Below are 21,259 nucleotides of genomic sequence, written 5' to 3' on the forward strand. Positions count from 1 at the left end.
GTGTTCGGGATATCGCCCGTCGCCGTGACGGTTGCCGTCCGCCGGACCGAATTCGAGGCGCCGATGTCCGAGAACCGCAGCCCCGACAACGATCCCGTCGCCGTTGTCGGGCTGGCGTGCCGGTTGCCCGGCGCTGCCTCCCCCGACGCCTTCTGGCACCTGCTGCGCGACGGCGTCGACGCCGTCCGCGAGGCCCCGCCGGACCGCTGGCCGGCCGGCCCGGACCGCCCCCGGGGCGGCTGGCTCGACGAGGTCGACCGGTTCGACGCCGGGTTCTTCGACATCGCCCCGCGCGAGGCCGCGGCCATGGACCCCCAGCAGCGCCTGGTGCTCGAACTGAGCTGGGAGGCGCTGGAACGCGCCGGCATCCCGGCGGCGCAGCTGCGCGGCAGCGCCACCGCGGTGTTCGCGGGCGCGACCAGCGGCGACTACGCGACCATCGCGCAGCGCGGCGGCGGCACCCCGATCGGCCAGCACACCACGACCGGCCTGAACCGGGGCCTGATCGCCAACCGGGTCTCCTACGCCTTGCGGTTCACCGGCCCGAGCGTGACCGTCGACGCCGGGCAGGCCTCCTCACTGGTCGCCGTCCACCTCGCCGCGCAGAGCCTGCGCTCCGGCGAGGCCACCGTCGCGCTGGCGGCCGGCGTCCAGCTCAACCTCGCCCCGGAGAGCACGCTCGCGCTGTCCGCGTTCGGCGCGCTCTCACCCGACCAGCGGTGCGCCGTGTTCGACGCGTCCGCCAACGGCATCGTGCGCGGCGAGGGCGCCGTGGTGCTCGTGCTCAAACCGCTGGCGGCCGCACTGGCCGACGGCGACACCGTCCACTGCGTGATCCGGGGCAGCGCGGTGAACCACGACGGCGGTGGCGACAGCCTCGTCACCCCGGTCGAGGAGGCACAGGCGCGGGTGCTGCGGGCGGCGTACCGGCGCAGCGGCCTCGCCCCGGAGCAGGTGCGCTACGTCGAGCTGCACGGCACCGGCACCGCCCTGGGCGATCCGATCGAGGCGACCGCGCTCGGCACGGTGCTCGGCGCCGGCCGCACCGGCGAACCGCTGCGGGTCGGCTCGGTCAAGACCAACATCGGCCACCTCGAGGCCGCCGCCGGGATCGCCGGCCTGCTGAAGACCGTCCTCGCGATCAGCCACCGCGAGTTGCCGCCCAGCCTGCACTTCACCGCGCCCCCGGCGAGCATCCCGCTGGAGCGGCTCGGCCTGCGGGTCCAGACCGAACACGGCGGGTGGCCCGGGGCCGGACCGCTGGTCGCCGGCGTCAGCTCGTTCGGCATGGGCGGCGCCAACTGCCACGTCGTCCTCGCCGAAGGCCCGACCGCCGACGGCGACGCCCCCGTCCCGACCCGTGGCGGCGACGCCACCGTCCCGACCGCCGACGGTGACGCCGCCGTCCCGACCCCTGACGGTGACGCCGCTGCCGCGCGGGTCGGCGTCGACGGCACGGCGGCCGACGCGCCGGCACCGATCGCCGACGGCACGGCGGCCGCGCTGGTGCCCTGGATGGTGTCGGCCCGCACGCCCGAGGCGCTGCGCGAGCAGGCCGCCCGGCTGGCCGCGGGCGTCGACCCGGCCGACTCGGACGTGGCGATCGCCCGGGCGCTGGTGCGCACCCGCACCGGCTTCGAGCACCGCGCGGCCGTCCTCGGGCGGGACCGCGCCGAGCTGCGCGACGGGCTCACCGCGCTGGCCTCCGGGCTGCCCGCCACCGGCGTGGTCACCGGCACGGCCCGGCCCGGCCGGATCGTGTTCGTGTTCTCCGGCGAGGGCTCGCAGTGGCTCGGGATGGCCCGCACGCTGCTCGACCAGTCACCGGTGTTCGCCCGGGAGTTCGAGGCGTGCGACCGGGCGCTGCGCCCGTACGTCGACTGGTCCCTGCGCGACGTGGCGCTCGGCGTCGAGGGCGCGCCCCCGGCCGACCGCCTCGACGTGCTCCAGCCGTACCTGTTCGCGGTCCGCGCCGCGCTGGCCGCGATGTGGCGGGCGCACGGCGTCGAACCCGCGGCGACCGCCGGCAGCTCCCAGGGCGAGGTGACCGCGGCGTACGTGGCCGGCGGTCTCACTCTGGACGACGCGTGCCGGGTCATCGCGCTGCGCAGCCTGATCTACACCCGGCTCGTCGGCCGCGGCGGCATGGTCGCGCTGACGCTCACCCGGGACGAGGTGCGCGAGCTGATCGCCGGCTGGGCCGGCCGGATCGAGATCGCCGCCGTCAACGGGTCGCGGGCGGTGGTGGTGGGCGGCGCGAACGACGCCCTGGACGAGCTGGTCGCACACTGCGTCGCGCACGACATCCAGGCCACCCGGGTACGGGCCGGCTTCGCCTCGCACACCGCGCAGGTCGACGAGTGCCGCGACGAACTGCTCGACGCGCTCGCCGACCTGCGGCCGCGCACCGGCACGGTGCCGTTCTGGTCCACCGCGCTCGACCGCTGGGTGGACACCGCGGAACTCGACGCGGACTACTGGTACGACAACGTCCGCCGTACCGTCGAGCTGGAGGCCGCGGTGCGCGGCCTGGCCGCCGACGGCTTCCGGTTCTTCGTCGAGGTGAGCCCGCACCCGACGCTGGTGCACAGCGTCCGGGACACCGCCGCCGACGCCGGCCTCGACCTGGTCGCCGTGCCGACGCTGCGCCGCGACGACGGCGGCCTGGACCGCTTCGTCACCTCGGTCGCCACGCTCGCCGCGGCCGGCGCCGAGCCGGACTGGGCGAGCGTGCTGGGCGCGCCGGTCGGGCCGCGGGTCGCGCTGCCCACCTACCCGTTCCAGCGCGGCCGGTTCTGGATCACCGACGACCCGGCCACGCTGCCCGCGCCGCCGTCTCGCCGGGCCGCCGCGACGCCGCTGTCGGCCGACCCGCTCGTGCTGGTCCGCGCGCACGCGGCGGCCATCCTCGGCCACGCCGGGCCGGACGACGTCGACGCCGACCGCACGTTCCGCGGTCTCGGCTTCGACTCGCTGACCGCTGTCGAGCTGCGCAACCAGCTGGTCGCCGCCGCCGGCGTCGAGCTGGACACCACGGCTCTCTACGACCACCCGACGCCCCGCCGGCTGGCCGCGCACCTGGGCAGCCGGGCCGCCGGCGCGGGCGACGACGTACGCCCGGTCACCGCCACCGTCGCCGCCGGCAGCGAGCCGATCGCCGTCGTCGGCATCGGCTGCCGGTACGCCGGCGACGTCCACGGCCCGGCCGAGTTCTGGCGGCTGGTGGCCGGCGGCGTCGACGCGGTCACCGGCCTGCCGGCCGACCGTGGCTGGACGGTCGACCTGGCGTCCGGCGCGGCCGGCGGGTTCCTGACCGACGCCGCCGACTTCGACGCGGCGTTCTTCGGCATCTCGCCGCGCGAGGCGCTGGCGATGGACCCGCAGCAGCGGGTGCTGCTGGAGACCGCGTGGGAGGCCCTGGAGCACGCCCGGCTGGACCCCCGGTCGCTGCGCGGCACCCCGACCGGCGTGTTCGTCGGCGCGATGGCCCAGGAGTACGGACCGCGGCTGCACGAGGCGTCCGGCGCGGTGGAGGGCCAGGTGCTGACCGGCACCACGATCAGCGTCGCGTCCGGCCGGATCGCCTACACGCTCGGGCTGGAGGGCCCGGCGATGACCGTCGACACGGCGTGCTCGTCGTCGCTGGTGGCGCTGCACCTGGCCGGGCAGGCGCTGCGGTCCGGGGAGTGCGACCTGGCCCTGGCCGGCGGCGTGACGGTGATGTCGACCCCGGGCATCTTCACCGAGTTCTCCCGCCAGGGCGGCCTGGCCCCGGACGGGCGGTGCAAGGCGTTCGCGGACGCCGCGGACGGCACCGGCTGGGGTGAGGGCGCCGGCGTGCTGGTGCTGGAGCGTCTCGCCGACGCCCGCCGCAACGGCCACGAGGTCCTCGCGGTGCTGCGCGGCACGGCGGTCAACTCCGACGGCGCCTCCAACGGCCTGACCGCCCCGAACGGGCCGTCGCAGCAGCGGGTGATCCGCCAGGCGCTGGCCAACGCGGGGCTGCGACCGACCGACGTGGACGCGGTGGAGGCGCACGGCACCGGGACCCGGCTCGGCGACCCGATCGAGGCGCAGGCGTTGCTGGCGACGTACGGGCAGGACCGGCCGGCGGACCGGCCGCTGCTGCTCGGGTCGGTGAAGTCGAACCTCGGGCACACCCAGGCCGCCGCCGGCGTCGCGGGCGTCATCAAGATGGTGCTGGCGATGCGGCACGGCGTGCTGCCGGCGACGCTGCACGTGGACGCGCCGTCCGGGCACGTCGACTGGTCGTCCGGCGCGGTGCGGCTGCTGACCGAGACCCGGGACTGGACCGCCGAGGACGGCCGGGTCCGCCGGGCCGGGGTGTCCTCGTTCGGCATCAGCGGCACGAACGCGCACGTGATCGTGGAGGAGGCGCCGGCCGCGCCCGGGACCGCGTCGTCCCCGGCGGCCGTGGCGGCGCTGCCGTGGGTGCTGTCGGGCCGGTCCCCGGAGGCCCTGACCGCGCAGGCGGGAACGCTGGCCGGGTTCGTCGCCGACCGGCCGGAACTGGACGTCGCCGCGGTGGCCCGGGCGCTGGTGTCGACGCGGGCGGCGCTGGAGCACCGGGCCGTGGTGGTCGGCGCCGACCGGGAGGAACTCCTGGCAGGACTCGCCACGGTGGAGCCGACCGGTGCGGCGGGCCCCGCCGACGGCGGTGTCGTCCTGGTCTTCCCCGGGCAGGGCGCCCAGTGGCTCGGCATGGCCGCCGACCTGCTGGCCGAGTCGCCGGTCTTCGCCGCCCGGATCGCCGAGTGCGCGGCGGCCCTGGCGCCGTACGTGGACTGGTCCCTGCTCGACGTCCTGGAGTCGGCCGACGACAGCTGGCTGCGGCGCGTGGACGTGGTGCAACCGGCCCTGTGGGCGGTGATGGTGTCGCTGGCCGAGGTGTGGCGGACGTTCGGCGTCGACATCGCCGGCGTGGTCGGGCACTCGCAGGGCGAGATCGCGGCGGCGGTGGTGGCCGGGATCCTGTCGCTGGCGGACGGCGCCCGCGTGGTGGCGGTGCGCTCGGCGGCGCTGCGGGCGATCGCCGGCACCGGCGGGATGCTCGCCGTGGCCGCGGATCCGGCCGGCGCGGCCGCGCTCGTCGAGGGCGTCGCCGGGGTGTCCCTCGCGGCGACCAACGGCCCGGCCTCGGTGGTGCTCTCCGGTGACGTGGCCGGCGTGGACGCGGTCGAGGCCCGCTGCGCGGAGCAGGGGGTGTGGTGCCGGCGGGTGCCGGTGGACTACGCCTCGCACAGCGCACACGTGGACAGCCTGCGCGCGGAGCTGCTGGCCGCGTTCGACGGGCTGACCCCGCGGGCGGGCACGGTGCCGTTCCACTCCACCGTGACCGGTGAGCGGGTCGACCCGGGGGAGCTGGACGCGGCGTACTGGTTCGAGAACCTGCGCCGGCCGGTGCGCTTCGACGACGTCGTGGCCGCGTTGATCGCCGCCGGGCACCGCACGTTCGTCGAGGCCAGCCCGCACCCGGTGCTCACCGCGGGCATCGGCGAGCGGGGCGGCGCGGCGGTCGGCTCGCTGCGCCGGGGCGAGGGCGGGCTGGCCCGGATGCTGCGCTCGGCCGGCGACCTGTGGACGCTGGGCGGGCACGTCGACTGGCGGGTGGCCACCGGTGACGGCCCGGTCGGCGAGCTGCCCACGTACGCGTTCCAGCGGCAGCGCTTCTGGCTCGAACCGTACGGCCCGCTGCTGGGCGAGCCGATCAGCCTGGCCGGCGCCGGCGCCCTGTGGAACGGCACCCTGTCGACGGCGGCCCTGCCCTGGCTCGCCGACCACGCGGTGCTCGGGCAGACGCTGCTGCCCGGCGCGGCCTTCGCCGAGATCGCGTTGCAGGCCGTGCCCGGCCTCGGCGAGCTGACCCTGCAGGCGCCGCTGGTGCTGCCCGCCGGCGGCGACGTCGCGATCCAGGTGATCGTCGAGGAGGGGGCGTTCCGGATCGCCTCGCGGGCACCGGACGGCGCGAGCTGGACCGTGCACGCCACCGGGACCGTGGCCGAACCGGCCGCGCCGGATCACGCCGGGCCGGTCGGCTGGCCGCCGGCCGGCGCGGACGAGCTGGACCTGGGCGACTTCTACGACGAGCGGGCCGCCGCCGGCTACGGCTACGGCCCCGCGTTCCGCGGCCTGCGCCGCGCGTGGCGGGCGGGCGACGACACGTACGCCGAGGTCGAGCTGCCGGCCGAGGCCGCGGCCGGACTCGACCGGTTCGGGCTGCACCCCGCGCTGCTCGACGCCGCCCTGCACGCCGCGCTGCTCGCCTTCGACAGCACGGTCCTGCCCTTCGCCTGGTCCGGCGTGCGGCTGTACGCCACCGGCGCGACCCGGCTGCGGGCGCGGATCAGCCCGGTCGACGCGGACACCGTGGCGGTGTCGCTCGCCGACGCCGGCGGCGCGCCGGTAGCCGAGATCGACGCGCTGACGTTCCGCCCGGTGTCGTCGACGGCGCTCACCACCGCCTCCTCGGCGGTGCGCGAGGCGTTGTTCGAGGTGCGTTGGACGCCGTCGGACGCGCCGGGCACGGTCCCGCCCGCGACGGTGCTGCGTGCCGGCGGCCCGCTGCGGGACCGGCTCGCCGAGGTCCTCACCGCGATCCAGGACCACGTCGGCGGCGACCACGCCGAGCCGCTGGTGGTCGTGACGAACGGGGCGGTGCCGGTCGGTGGCCCGGTCACCGACCCCGCCGGCGCGGCGGTCTGGGGCCTGGTCCGCTCGGCGCAGACCGAGCATCCCGGGCGCCTGCTGCTCGTCGACACCGACGGTGACCTCGGCGGGCAGCCGCTGCCCGCGGACGAGCCGCAGATCGCGCTGCGCGACGGCGTCGCCCACGTGCCGCGGCTGACCCGGGTGACCGTCACCGCCGCCGACGAGACGCCCGCGACGGGCGGCACCGTGCTCGTCACCGGCGGCACCGGCGTGCTGGGGGCGCTCGTCGCCGAGCGGTTGGTCACCGTCCACGGCGTACGCCGTCTGGTGCTGACCAGCCGCCGGGGCCCGGCGGCGCCGGACGCGGCCGAGCTGGTCGCCCGGCTGACCGCCCTCGGCGCCGAGGCCACGGTGGTCGCCTGCGACGCCGCCGACCGGGCCGCGCTGGCCGCGGTGACCGCCGGGGTCGACCTCACCGGCGTGGTGCACTGCGCCGGCATCCTCGACGACGGCGTGCTGACCGCGATGACCGCCGACCGCCTGGACCGGGTGCTCGGCTCCAAGGCCGACGCCGCGCTGCACCTGCACGAGCTGACGGCCGGCACCGACCTGGACTTCTTCGTGCTGTTCTCGTCCGTCGCCGCGACCCTGGGCACCGCGGGTCAGGCCAACTACGCGGCGGCCAACGGCTTCCTCGACGGCCTGGCCTCGCTGCGCCGCGGCCAGGGGCTGGCCGGGACCTCGGTGGGTTGGGGGCTGTGGGCCGAGACGTCCGCGATGACCGGGCAGCTCACCGGCCGCGACGTGAGCCGGCTCGGCGGCGCGTTGTCCACCGCGGACGGCATGGCGCTCTTCGACGCGGTGCTGCGGTCCGGCCCGGCGCACGCGGTGGCGGCCCGGATCGACACGCGCGGCGACTCCGTCCCGGCCCTGCTGCGCGGCCTGGTCCGGCAGCCGGCGCGTCGGGTCGCCGCGACCGCGGCGTCCCCGACGTTCACCGCCGACGACCCGGCCGAGCGCCGCCGCCGGCTGCTCGATCTGGTACGCGCCGAGGCGGCCGCGGTTCTCGGGCACGCGTCGCCGGCGGCCGTCGACCCGGACCGGGTGCACGTCGACCTCGGCTTCGAGTCGCTGACCGCGGTCGAGCTGCGCAACCGGCTGGCCCGGGCGACCGGCCTCAGCCTGCCGGCGACCCTGGTGTTCACCTATCCCACCCCGAACGCCGTGGCCGACTACCTCGCCGAACGGCTGGGTGCGCCGGCCGCGCAGCCGGCCCGGGCCGCGAGCCCGGCGGTGACGGCGGCCGACGAGCCGATCGCGATCGTCGGGATGAGCTGCCGCTACCCGGGCGGCGTGACCGGGCCGGACGAGCTGTGGCGTCTGGTCGCTGACGGCGCGGACGCGGTCACCCCGTTCCCGGCCAACCGAGGCTGGGACACCGACGCGCTCTACGACCCCGACCCCGACCGGCCGGGCACCACGTACGCCACCGAGGGTGGCTTCCTGCACGACGCCGACGCGTTCGACGCGGAGTTCTTCGGCATCTCGCCGCGCGAGGCCCTGGCGATGGACCCGCAGCAGCGGATCCTGCTGGAGACGGCCTGGGAGGCGTTCGAGTCGGCCGGGATCGACGCGCGCACCGTGCGCGGCACCCGGGCCGGTGTGTTCACCGGCGTCATGTACCACGACTACCAGACGCTGCTCGCCGCCTCGGACACGCCGGACCTCGACGGGTACGCCGCGATCGGCGTCGCCGGCGGGGTGGCCTCCGGCCGGGTCGCCTACACGTTCGGCCTGGAGGGCCCGGCGGTCACCGTGGACACGGCCTGCTCGTCGTCGCTGGTCGCCGTGCACCTGGCCGCGGAGGCGCTGCGCCGGGGCGAGTGCACGATGGCCCTGGCCGGCGGTGTCACGGTGATGGCCACGCCCGGCACGTTCGTCGACTTCAGCCGGCAGCGGGGCCTCGCCCCGGACGGCCGGTGCAAGTCGTTCGCCGCCGCCGCCGACGGCACCGGCTGGTCGGAGGGGGCCGGGCTGCTGGTGCTCGAACGTCTCTCCGACGCCCACCGCAACGGGCACCGGATCCTGGCGGTGGTGCGCGGCAGCGCGGTCAACCAGGACGGCGCCTCGAACGGGCTGACCGCACCGAACGGCCTCTCCCAGCAACGCCTCATCGCCGCGGCGCTGGCGGCGGCCGGGCTGGAGCCGGGGGACGTGGACGCCGTCGAGGCGCACGGCACCGGCACCACGCTCGGCGACCCGATCGAGGCCGAGGCGATCATCGCGGCGTACGGGCGGAACCGTCCCGCCGACCGTCCGCTTCGGCTCGGCTCGCTGAAGTCGAACATCGGCCACAGCCAGGCGGCCGCCGGCGTCGGCGGGATCATCAAGATGGTGCTGGCCATGCGGCACGGGATCCTGCCCCGGACGCTGCACGTGGACGAGCCGACGCCGCACGTCGACTGGGCCGGCGGCGCGGTGGAGCTGCTGCGGGAGACGTGTGCGTGGCCGGAGACCGGCCGGGCGCGGCGGGCCGGCGTGTCCTCGTTCGGGATCAGCGGGACCAACGCGCACGTCGTGCTGGAGGCGCCGCCGGGCGCCGGCGCGGTCGAGCCGGTGCTTCCGGCCGGGCCGGCGCCGCTGGTGCTCTCCGCGCCCGGCGCCGCCGCGGTGCGGGCCCAGGTCGCACGGATGCGGGGGTTCCTGGCCGGGCGGCCCGACCTGGAGCCCGCGCGGGTCGGCGCGGCGCTTGTCGGCTCCCGGGTCGTCTTCGACCATCGCGCCGTGCTGATCGACGACGTGACCGAGACCGGGGTCGTCGAGCCGGGTGCCCTGGCGTTCCTGTTCACCGGTCAGGGTGCGCAGCGCATCGGGATGGGTGCCGGTCTGGCGGCGCGGTTCCCGGTGTTCGCGGAGGTGTTCGACGCGATCGTCGGCCGGTTCGACGGGTTGCGGGAGGCCCTGGAGTCCGAGGCGATCCACCGGACCGTGCACACCCAGGCCGGGTTGTTCGCGGTCGAGGTGGCGCTCTACCGGCTCCTCGAATCCTGGGGTGTCACCCCGGACTACCTGCTGGGCCACTCGATCGGGGAGATCGCCGCCGCGCACGTCGCGGGGGTGATGTCGCTCGACGATGCGGTGACGTTGGTGGCGGCGCGGGGTCGGTTGATGCAGGCGTTGCCGGCCGGTGGGGCGATGCTCGCGGTGCAGGCGTCCGAGGAGTCGGTGCGGGAGGTCATCGCCGGCACGAATGTCGACGTCGCGGCGGTCAACGGTCCGACGTCGATCGTGATCTCCGGCCCGGCCGACGCCGTCGACGAGGTGGCGCCACGGTTCACCAAGGCGACCCGGTTGACGGTGTCGCACGCGTTCCACTCGTCGTTGATGGAGCCGATGCTGGCCGACTTCGCGGCGGCGATCGGGGGCATCTCGTTTGCGTCGCCGCGGATTCCGGTGGTGTCGAATCTGACCGGTGTTCCGGTGGAGGAGTTCACCGTGGACTACTGGGTGCGGCACGTGCGGGAGGCGGTGCGTTTCGCCGACGGCATGGTCTGGCTCGCCGATCACGGTGTGACCCGGTGCCTGGAGGTCGGGCCGGCGGGTGTGCTGAGCGCGCTGGCCGCGCCGGAGCTGACCTGCGTCGCGGCGTTGCGCAAGGACCGCGACGAGGCGTCGACGCTGCTGGCCGCGGTCGGCCGGTTGTGGACCGTCGGCGTGCCCGTGGACTGGAGTGCGATCCTGCCGCCGGCCGGGCACGTCGACCTGCCCACCTACCCGTTCCAGCGCCAGTCCTACTGGCCCGCCCCGTCGACGGCCACCCCGGCGACGCGACACGCCCCGGGGGAGGCCCGGTTCTGGGACGCGGTCGACCGCGAGGACCTCGCCCAGCTCGCCGGCGACCTCGACGTCACCCCGGACACGATCGACTCGGTCCTGCCCGCGCTCGCCGCCTGGCGCCGTGACCAGCGGTCCACCACCGTCGTCGACGGCCTGCGCTACCGGGAGAGCTGGGCCCCGCTCAGCCTGCCCCCGGCCCGGCTCACCGGCCGCTGGCTCGCGGTCGCCGCCGCGCACCCGCCGGTCGGGGACGTCCTCGACGCGCTGCGTGACCAGGGCGCGGACGTCCTGGCCGTCGCCGTGTCGACGCCGGAGGACCTGACCGAGCGCCTCACCGACCTCGACGCGGGTCACCTCGACGGCGTCGTGCTGCTCACCGGACTCGCCGAGGAGCGGCTGCCGGACCGCACCGCCGTACCGTCCGGGCTGGCGTTGACCGTGACCGGCATCCAGGCGCTCGCGGCGGCCGGGATCGACGCGCCGGTCTGGTGCCTGACCCGGGGCGCGGTGTCGGTCGGGCGCTCCGACCCGCTGCGCGCCGACGTGCAGGCGGCGGTGTGGGGACTGGCCCGGGTCGCGGCCATCGAACAGCCCGTCACCTTCGGCGGTGTCGTCGACCTGCCGGAGGTCGTCGACGAGCGGGCCGGCCGGCGCCTCGCCGCGGTTCTCGCCGCGGGCACCGAGGACCAGGCCGCCGTCCGGGGCTCCGGCGCCTTCGGCCGCCGACTGGTCCGCGCCCCCGCCCCGACCGGTACGCCGCCCCGCCCCGCCCCGACCGGCACCGTGCTGGTCACCGGCGGCACCGGGGCGCTGGGCGCGCACGTCGCCCGCCGGCTCGCCGGCCACGGCGTACCGCGTCTGCTGCTGCTGTCCCGGCGCGGCCCGGACGCGCCCGGCGCCACCGACCTGGTCGCGGAGCTGGCGGGCCTGGGCAGCGACGCGACAGTGGTCGCCGGCGACGCCGGTGACCGCGACGCGCTGGCGGCCGTGCTGGCCGCGATCCCGGCCGAGCGGCCCCTGACCGGCGTCGTGCACGCCGCCGGCGTGGTCGACGACGCCACCTTCCTGTCGCTCACCGTGGCACAGCTCGACGCCGCCCTGCGGTCCAAGGCCGTGGCGGCGGAGCACCTCGACGAGCTGACCCGTGACCTGCCGCTCGACATGTTCGTGCTGTTCTCCTCGTTCGCCGGCAGCGTCGGCAACGCCGGCCAGGCCGGGTACGCGGCGGCGAACGCCCGCCTCGACGCGATCGCCGCACGGCGGCGCGCCGCCGGCCTTCCGGCCACGGCCGTCGCCTGGGGCCCGTGGGCCACCGACGCCCCGGCCGCCGGCGGCGCGGGCATGGCCGCCGGGGAGGTGGGGGAGCGGCTGCGCCGGCTCGGGCTGTCACCGCTGCCGGTGCCGGCCGCCCTGGACGCGCTCGACGCGGCGGTCCGGTGCCAGGACACCACGATCGTGGTCGCCGACGTCGACTGGACCCGGTTCACCCCGACCCGGCCGAGCGCGTCGACGAGCCTGCTGGCCGAACCGCCCACCGCGACCGCCGTGCCGGCCGACCTCACGACGCTGGGCGCCGCCGACCAACGCCGCGCCCTGCTCGACCTGGTCCGCGCCCGGACGGCCGCCGTGCTCCGGCACCCGATGCCCGACGCGATCGACGGCGGCCGGGCCTTCCACGACATGGGGTTCGACTCGCTGACCGCGATCGAGCTGCGCAACACCCTCGCCGCCGACACCGGCCTGCGGCTGCCGCTCACCCTCGTCTTCGACCACCCCACCCCGGCCGCCCTCGCCGACCACCTGGCGGCGCTGCTCGGCGGCGGAACCGACGATCCGGCCGTGGCCGCCCAGCCGGTCGCGGACGCCGACGACCCGATCGTCGTCACGTCGATGGCGTGCCGCTTCCCCGGCGGCGTGCGCACCCCCGATGACCTATGGGCGCTGGTCCGCGACGGCGTCGACGGGCTCACCGAGCCACCGACCGACCGGGGCTGGCGGCCCGGAACCGGCTTCGTCGGCGGGTTCCTGGCCGACGCCGCCGACTTCGACGCCGCCCTGTTCGGCGTGTCCCCGCGCGAGGCCCTCGCCATGGACCCGCAGCAGCGACTGCTGCTCGAATCGGTCTGGGAGACCTTCGAGCGGGCCGGCATCGACCCCCGATCGGTGCACGGCACCCGGATCGGCGTGTTCGCCGGCACCAACGGGCAGGACTACCCGGCCGTGCTGGCCGCCGCGGGCGGCGCCGACGTCGAGTCGCACACCGCCACCGGGAACGCCGCCGCCATCCTCTCCGGCCGGGTCTCCTACGCGTTCGGTCTGGAGGGCCCGGCCGTCACCGTCGACACCGCGTGCTCGTCGTCGCTGGTGGCGATGCACCTGGCGGCGCAGGCGATCCGGGCCGGGGAGTGCCACGCGGCACTGGCCGCCGGGGTCACCGTGATGTCCACCCCCGGCGCGTTCGACGAGTTCGACAGGCAGGGCGGTCTGGCCCCGGACGGCCGCTGCAAGGCGTTCGCCGACGCGGCCGACGGCACCGGGTGGGGTGAGGGCGTCGGGGTCCTGCTGCTGGAGCCCCTGTCGGCGGCGCGGGAGCACGGCCGCGAGCCGCTGGCCGTGCTGCGGGGCAGCGCGGTCAACCAGGACGGCGCGTCGAACGGGCTCACCGCCCCGAACGGCCCTTCGCAGCAGCGGGTCATCCGGCAGGCGCTGGCGAACGCCGGATTGTCCCCCGCCGACGTGGACGCGGTCGAGGCGCACGGCACCGGCACGAAGCTGGGCGACCCGATCGAGGCCCAGGCGCTGCTGGCGACCTACGGACAGGACCGGCCGGAGGACCGGCCGGTGTGGCTCGGCTCGGTGAAGTCCAACATCGGGCACACCCAGGCGGCGGCCGGCGTCGCCGGGGCGATCAAGATGGTGCTGGCGATGCGGCACGGTGTCCTGCCGGCCACGCTGCACGTGGACGTGCCAACGGCGCGCGTCGACTGGTCGGCCGGCGCGGTGCGGGTGCTGACCGAGGCGCGCGAGTGGGACAGCGCCGGGCGGGCGCGGCGGGCCGGAGTGTCCTCGTTCGGGCTCAGCGGCACCAACGCCCACGTGATCCTGGAACAGGCGCCGGCGGCGCCGGCCGCCGCGGCGCCCGCGCCGGCGGGCCCGGTCGCCTGGGCGTTCTCCGCGAAGACCGGCGGCGGCCTGCGCGGTCAGGCTCGGCGGCTGGCCGGGTACGCCACGTCGGCCGACCCGTCGGACGTCGCGCGGGCACTCGCCGGCGCCCGGGCCACGCTGGAGCACCGCGCGGTCGTCGTCGCGGACACGGCGGAACGTTTCGCCGCGGATCTCGCCGAGCCGTCGTCGCTGGTCGCCGGCGTCGCGTCGCCGGGCGGGTCGGCGTTCCTGTTCACCGGTCAGGGTGCGCAGCGGGTCGGGATGGGTGTGGCCCTGTGCGCCCGGTTCCCGGTGTTCGCGGCGGCGTTCGACGGGATCTGCGCCCGCTTCGATCAGGTGCTGGACGTGCCGTTGCGGGAGGCGATCGATTCGGAGGCGGTCCACCGGACCGTCTACACGCAGGCCGGCCTGTTCGCGGTCGAGGTGGCGTTGTTCCGGTTGCTGGAGTCGTGGGGGATCACCCCGGACTTCCTGCTGGGTCATTCGATCGGTGAGATCGCCGCCGCGCACGTGGCGGGGGTGCTGTCGCTCGACGACGCGGTGACGTTGGTGGCGGCGCGGGGTCGGTTGATGCAGGCGTTGCCGGCCGGTGGCGCGATGCTCGCGGTGCAGGCGTCCGAGGCCGAGGTGCGTGCGCTGCTGCCCGCCGGGGTGGACGTCGCCGCCGTCAACGGCCCCACCTCGGTCGTCGTCTCCGGGCCGGAAGAGAAGATCGACGAGTTGGCGCCCAGGTTCGCCAAGGCCACCCGGTTGACGGTGTCGCACGCGTTCCACTCGTCGCTGATGGAGCCGATGCTGGCCGACTTCGCGGCGGCGATCGCGCACCTCGAGTTCGGGGCGCCGCGGATTCCGGTGGTGTCGAACCTGACCGGCGAGCCGGTGGAGGAGTTCACCGCCGGCTACTGGGTGCGCCACGTGCGGGAGGCGGTGCGCTTCGACGACGGCATGCAGTGGCTCGCCGGCAACGGGGTGACCCGCTGCCTGGAGATCGGCCCGGCGGGCGTGCTGTCCGCGACGGCCGCCCCCGACCTCGCCTATGTCCCGGCGCTGCGCAAGGACCGCGACGAGGCCACCACACTGCTGGAGGCCGCCGGCCGGCTCTGGACCACGGGTGTGCCGGTCGACTGGACCGCCGTCGTCGGCCGCCCCGAGCGGACGCTGGACCTGCCCACGTACGCGTTCGACCGGGCCCGGTTCTGGCCGGCGACCCCACCCCCGGACGAGGACACCCCGCGGTTCCACGCCGAGGCCTGGGTCCCGCTGGCCGAGCCCACCGCCGCGCCGGCCGGCACCTGGCTGCTGGTGCTGCCCGACGGCGTCGACTGCGCCGACATCGTCACCGCCTTCCCGTCGGCGCGGACCGTGACCGTCGACGACACCGCCGGCCGCGCCGAGTTCACCGCGCTGCTCACCAGCGTCACCGGCGCCGGGCCGCTGCGCGTGCTGTCGCTGCTGGGCCTGGACACCACGCCGCACCCGGGCCAGCCGGACGTGCCCGCCGGTCTCGCCTCGACCGTGGCGCTCGCCCACGCGGTCACCGGCCTGCCGGGCCCGGCGAAGCTCTGGTGCCTGACCCGCAACGCGGTCGCCACCAGCGCCGCCGACGGCCCGGTGAACGCCGTCCAGGCCCACCTGTGGGGCCTGGGCCGGGTCGCCGCGATGGAACTGCCCCAGCACTGGGGTGGCCTCGTCGACGTGCCGCCGGACCTCGACGAGACCGACCGGCGTCGGCTGGCCGCCGCGCTCGCCGCCGCGGACGAGGACCAGATCGCGCTCCGACCCGCCGGCCTCCTCGCCCGACGGCTGCGCCGCGCCGACCCGCCGGCCGGCGCCGTCGAACCGGCGATCCCGACCGGCACCGTGCTGATCACCGGCGGCACCGGCGCGCTCGGCGCCCACGCCGCCCGCTGGCTCGCCGCCCGGGGCGTACCCCATCTGCTCCTGCTCTCCCGGCGCGGCCCGGACGCGCCCGGCGCCGCCGACCTCGTCGGCGAGCTGACCGCGGCCGGCGCGACCGTCACCGTGCGGGCCTGCGACGTGGCCTCGCGCACCGACCTGGCCGCCGCCATCGACGCCATCCCCGCCGAGCACCCTCTCGACGGTGTCGTGCACACCGCCGGGGTGACCGCCGACAGCCCGCTGGAGACGCTCACCCTCGACCAGCTGGCGGCGGTGCTGCACGCCAAGACCCTCCCGGCGGCGCACCTCGACGCCCTCACCGCCGGCCGGCCGCTGCGGATGTTCGTGCTCTACTCCTCGATGGCCGGCGCGGTCGGCAACCCGGGGCAGGCGAACTACGCGGCCGCGAACAGCTACCTGGACGCGTTGGCCGGCGACCGGCACGCCCGCGGCCTGCCCGCCACGGCGCTGGCCTGGGGCCCGTGGGCGGACGGCGGGCTCGCCGCCGGCGCCGCGCTCGCCGACCGGCACCGTGGCTTCGGCCTGCGGCCACTGGCAGCCGGCCCGGCGATGGCGGCGTTCGGCCTCGCCGTCGCGGGTGACCGACCGGCGCTGGTGGTGGGCGACGTCGACTGGACGGCGTTCGCGGCGGCCACCGGACCCAACCGGCTGCTCGCCGAACTCACCGACCCGCCCCCGACCGGGGACGCCGGTGGCGCCTCCCCGGCCGACCAGCTGCGCGCCCGCCTCGCCACGGCCACCGACCGGGACCGGGTGATCCTCGACCTGGTCCGCGCCGAGACCGCCGCGGTCCTGCGGCACCGCGACCGGGACCGGATCGACCCGGCGTCGTCCTTCCGGGACCTCGGCTTCGACTCGCTGCTCGCGGTCGAGCTGCGCAACCGCCTCGGCGCCGCCGCCGGACTGCCGCTCCCGGCGACGCTGGTGTTCGACCACCCGACGCCGGCCGCGCTGGCCGCGTACCTGATGCCGCGGGTGGCCGGCGAGCCGGAGCGTCCCACGGTGGCGAGCGAGATCGACCGCCTGGAGGCCGTCCTGTTCGGCGTCGCCCCGGACGAGGACGAGCGGGACGGCATCACCGCCCGACTGCGCGCCCTGCTCGACAAGTGGAGTCGTACGAACGCCGCACCCGAACCCGGCGACGACCTCGACGCCGGGCTGGACCTGGCGACCGCCGACGAGATGCTCGAGCTGATCCAGCGCGAGTTCGGCAGCCCCACATGACCACCCACCGCATTCGACACCGCGTACTAGGGGACAGCCATGGCGAATGAACAGAAGCTTCTCGACCATCTGAAGTGGATGACCGGCGAGCTGCGCCAGGCCAACCGGCGCCTCCGCGAGGTCGAGGAGGGCGCTCGCGAGCCGATCGCCGTCGTCGCCATGAGCTGCCGGTTCCCCGGCGGGGTGGCGAGCCCGGAGGAGCTGTGGCAGCTGGTCGCCGGCGGGCGCGACGCGGTCGCGCCGTTCCCCGGCGACCGGGGCTGGGACGTCGACGCGCTCTACGACCCGGACACCGAGCGGCACGGCACCTCGTACGTGCGGGAGGGCGGCTTCCTCGCCGGGGTCGACCGGTTCGACGCCGGCCTGTTCGGCATCGCCCCCCGTGAGGCCACCGCCATGGACCCGCAGCAGCGCATCCTGCTGGAGACCGCGTGGGAGGCGTTCGAGCGGGCCGGCCTCGACCCGCGATCGCTGCGGCAGCAGCGCGTCGGCGTGTTCGCGGGCACCAACGGCCAGGACTACGGCTCGCTGATCGCCGGCGACGACGAGACCACCGAGGGCTACCTGGCCACCGGCACGGCGGCGAGTGTCATCTCCGGTCGGCTCGCCTACGCGTTCGGCCTGGAGGGCCCGGCCGTCACCGTCGACACCGCGTGCTCGTCCGCCCTGGTGGCCCTGCACCTGGCGGCGGAGTCGCTGCGCCGCGGCGAGTGCACCCTCGCGCTGGCCGGCGGTGTCACGGTGATGAGCACGCCGACCGCGTTCGTCGAGTTCAGCCGCCAGCGCGGGCTCGCCGCCGACGGGCGCTGCAAGCCGTTCGCGGCGGCCGCCGACGGCACCGGCTGGGGCGAGGGCGCCGGGCTGCTGCTGCTGGAGCGGCTCTCCGACGCCCGGCGCCACGGGCACCGGGTGCTGGCGGTGGTGCGCGGTACGGCAGTCAACCAGGACGGCGCCTCCAACGGGCTGACCGCCCCGAACGGGCCCTCGCAGCAGCGGGTGATCCGCGAGGCGCTGGCCGCCGCCGGACTGTCCCCGGCCGAGGTGGACGCGGTCGAGGCACACGGCACCGGCACCAGGCTGGGCGACCCGATCGAGGCGCAGGCGCTGCTCGCCACGTACGGGCAGGACCGGCCCGAGGACCGGCCGTTGTGGCTGGGCTCGGTGAAGTCGAACATCGGGCACACCCAGGCGGCGGCCGGCGTCGCCGGGGTCATCAAGATGGTCATGGCGATGCGCGCCGGGGTGCTGCCGGCGACGCTGCACGTCGACGAGCCGACGCCGCACGTGGACTGGTCGGCCGGCGCGGTCGCGCTGCTGCGCGAGGCGCGCCCGTGGCCGGAGACCGGACGGCCGCGGCGAGCCGGTGTCTCGTCGTTCGGGATCAGCGGGACGAACGCGCACGTGGTGCTGGAGTCGGCCGCGCCGGTCGCTGACGAGCCGGCCACCGAGCAGCCCGGGCCGATGCCGTTCGTGCTGTCCGCCCGGACCGAGCCGGGCCTGCGGGAGCAGGCGACGCGGCTCGCCGCCCTGCTGTCGTCGGGCGCGACGCCGACCCCGGCCGCCCTCGGATCGGCCCTCGCCACCACACGGGCGGCCCTCGACAGCCGAGCCGTGCTCGTCGCCGACGGTCTGGACGACCTGGCGGCGGCGCTCGCCGGGCCGGTCGGCGGTGGGGTCGTCGAGCCGGGTGCCCTGGCGTTCCTGTTCACCGGTCAGGGTGCGCAGCGCATCGGGATGGGTGCGGGTCTGGTGGCGCGGTTCCCGGTGTTCGCGGAGGTGTTCGACGCGATCGTGGCCCGGTTCGACGGGTTGCGGGAGGCCCTGGAGTCCGAGGCGATCCACCGGACGGTGCACACGCAGGCGGGGTTGTTCGCGGTCGAGGTGGCGTTGTTCCGGCTCCTCGAATCCTGGGGTGTGACAGCGGACTACCTGGTGGGGCATTCGATCGGGGAGATCGCGGCGGCGCATGTGGCGGGGGTGTTGTCGCTGGACGATGCGGTGACGTTGGTGGCGGCGCGGGGTCGGTTGATGCAGGCGTTGCCGTCCGGTGGGGCGATGCTGGCGGTGCAGGGCACCGAGGAGTTGGTGCGGGAGGTCATCGCCGGCACCGGTGTGGACGTCGCGGCGGTGAACGGTCCGACGTCGGTGGTGATCTCCGGTCCGGCCGATGTGATCGAGGAGCTGGCGCCACGGTTCGCGAAGGCGACGCGGTTGTCGGTGTCGCACGCGTTCCACTCGTCGTTGATGGAGCCGATGCTGGCCGACTTCGCGGCGGCGATCGGGGACATCTCGTTTGCGTCGCCGCGGGTTCCGGTGGTGTCGAATCTGACCGGTGTTCCGGTGGAGGAGTTCACCGTGGCCTACTGGGTGCGGCACGTGCGGGAGGCGGTGCGTTTCGCCGACGGCATGGTCTGGCTCGCCGATCACGGTGTGACCCGGTGCCTGGAGGTCGGGCCGGCGGGTGTGCTGAGCGCGCTGGCCGCGCCGGAGCTGACCTGCGTCGCGGCGTTGCGCAAGGACCGCGACGAGGCGTCGACGCTGCTGGCCGCGGTCGGCCGGTTGTGGACCGTCGGCGTGCCCGTGGACTGGAGTGCGATCCTGCCGCCGGCCGGGCACGTCGACCTGCCCACCTACCCCTTCCAGCGCCAGTCCTACTGGCCGCCGGCCCGCGCCGGCCACGGCAACATCGCCGCCGCCGGACTGTCCGCCGCCGAGCACCCGCTGCTCACCGCCGCCGTGACGCTCGCCGACGACGACGGGATCCTCCTCACCGGCCGCCTCTCCGCGCACACCCACCCGTGGCTGGCCGACCACGTCGTGCTGGACCGCGTCGTGCTGCCCGGCACCGCCTTCGTCGAGCTGGTGCTGCGCGCCGCCCAGCAGGCCGGCGGGCTCGACATCACGGACCTCACCATCGAGACCCCGCTGGTGCTGCCCGCCACCGGCGGCGTCCAGCTCCAGGTGCGGGTCGCCGACGACGCGGGCCAACGCTCGGTCCAGGTGTACGCCCGGCCCGAACCGGACGCCGGCACCGAACCGGAGTGGACCCGCCACGCGTCCGGCGCGCTCGCCACCACCACCCCCGCCGACCAGTTCGACCTCGCGGTCTGGCCGCCGGCCGGCGCCGCACCGATCGACCTCGGCGACTTCTACGGCGACGCCGCCGCGCGTACCGGTCTGCGCTACGGGCCGGTGTTCCGTGGACTGCGCGCGGCCTGGCTGCTCGACGGCGACGTCTACGCGGAGGTCGCGCTGCCCACCGAGGCGCACGCCGACGCCGCCCGGTTCGCGCTGCATCCGGCGCTGTTCGACGGCGCGCTGCACGCCGCCGCGCTCGGCGGCCTGCTGCCCGACGACGGCGCCGCCCGCCTGCCGTTCGCCTGGTCCGAGGTGCGGCTGCACGCCTCCGGCGCCCCCACGCTGCGGGTCCGCCTGCGCGCCGACGGCCCGGAGGCCGTCACGCTCCAGGTCGCCGACGTGGACGGCGCCCCGGTCGCCACCGTCGGCCGCCTCGTCCTGCGTCCGGCCAGCCGCGACCAGCTCGACTCCGTCGCGGGCAGCGCGACCCGGGACGCGATGTACGCCGTGACGTGGACCGCGCTTCCGCCGTCGCGCGCGCAGGCGCCCGTCACGGACGTCGTCGTGCTGCCGGTCCGCTCCGCCGACGTGCGCACGGCCGTCGCCGAGTCCCTGACCGGTGTTCGGGACTGGCTGGCCGACGACCGATTCGCCGACGGTCGGCTGGTGGTCGTCACCCGGGGCGCGGTGCCTGTCGACGGCCCGGTGACCGACCTGGCCGGTGCCGCGGTGCGGGGTCTGCTGCGCTCGGCGCAGACCGAGAATCCGGGCCGGATCGTGCTCGCCGACCTGGACCACGCGGAGCCGTCCGAGGCGCTGCTGGCCGACCTGCTCCACCGGGACGAGCCGGAACTGGCGGTGCGCGGCGCCGAGGTGTTCGCCCCACGGCTGACCCGCGCCCTTCCCGCGACCACGCTCACCCTGCCGCCGGTTGCCGAGTCGTGGCGGGTGGCCCCGGGTGGTGACGGCGCGTTGTCGAGCTTGGCATGTGTCGAGGTTCCGGGTGTGGAGCTCGGTGCGGGTGAGGTGCGGATCGCGGTTCGCGCGGTGGGGGTGAACTTCCGGGACGTGCTGTTGGGTCTGGGGGTGTATCCGGATCCGGATGCGGTGATGGGTTCCGAGGGTGCGGGTGTGGTGGTCGAGGTCGGCCCGGACGTTTCCGACCTGGCGGTGGGTGATCGGGTGTTCGGGCTGTTCCACGGTGGGTTCGCGCCGCGGGTGGTGGCGGATCATCGGGTGGTCGCGCGGATGCCGCAGGGTTGGTCGTTCGCGCAGGCGGCGGCGGTGCCGATGGCGTTCCTGACGGCCTGGTACGGGCTGGACGACCTCGGACGTCTGCGGGCCGGTGAGCGGCTGTTGGTGCATG

The 21,259-nt window shown here is 76.3% G+C and carries 2 protein-coding genes; both read left to right on the plus strand.

The features are described 5' to 3' along the window. Positions 1 to 63: 63 nt before the first annotated feature. Entirely contained in the window at positions 64 to 16,815 is a 16,752-nt protein-coding gene (locus tag GA0070213_RS31915) for a type I polyketide synthase (protein WP_217628670.1), read from the plus strand. A 39-nt stretch (positions 16,816 to 16,854) separates the two neighbouring features. Further along, the coding region (locus GA0070213_RS27490) for a beta-ketoacyl synthase N-terminal-like domain-containing protein (RefSeq protein WP_139128736.1) at positions 16,855 to 21,259 on the plus strand (4,405 nt) is incomplete at its 3' end.

This window comes from Micromonospora humi, assembly GCF_900090105.1.
Lineage (GTDB): Bacteria > Actinomycetota > Actinomycetes > Mycobacteriales > Micromonosporaceae > Micromonospora > Micromonospora humi.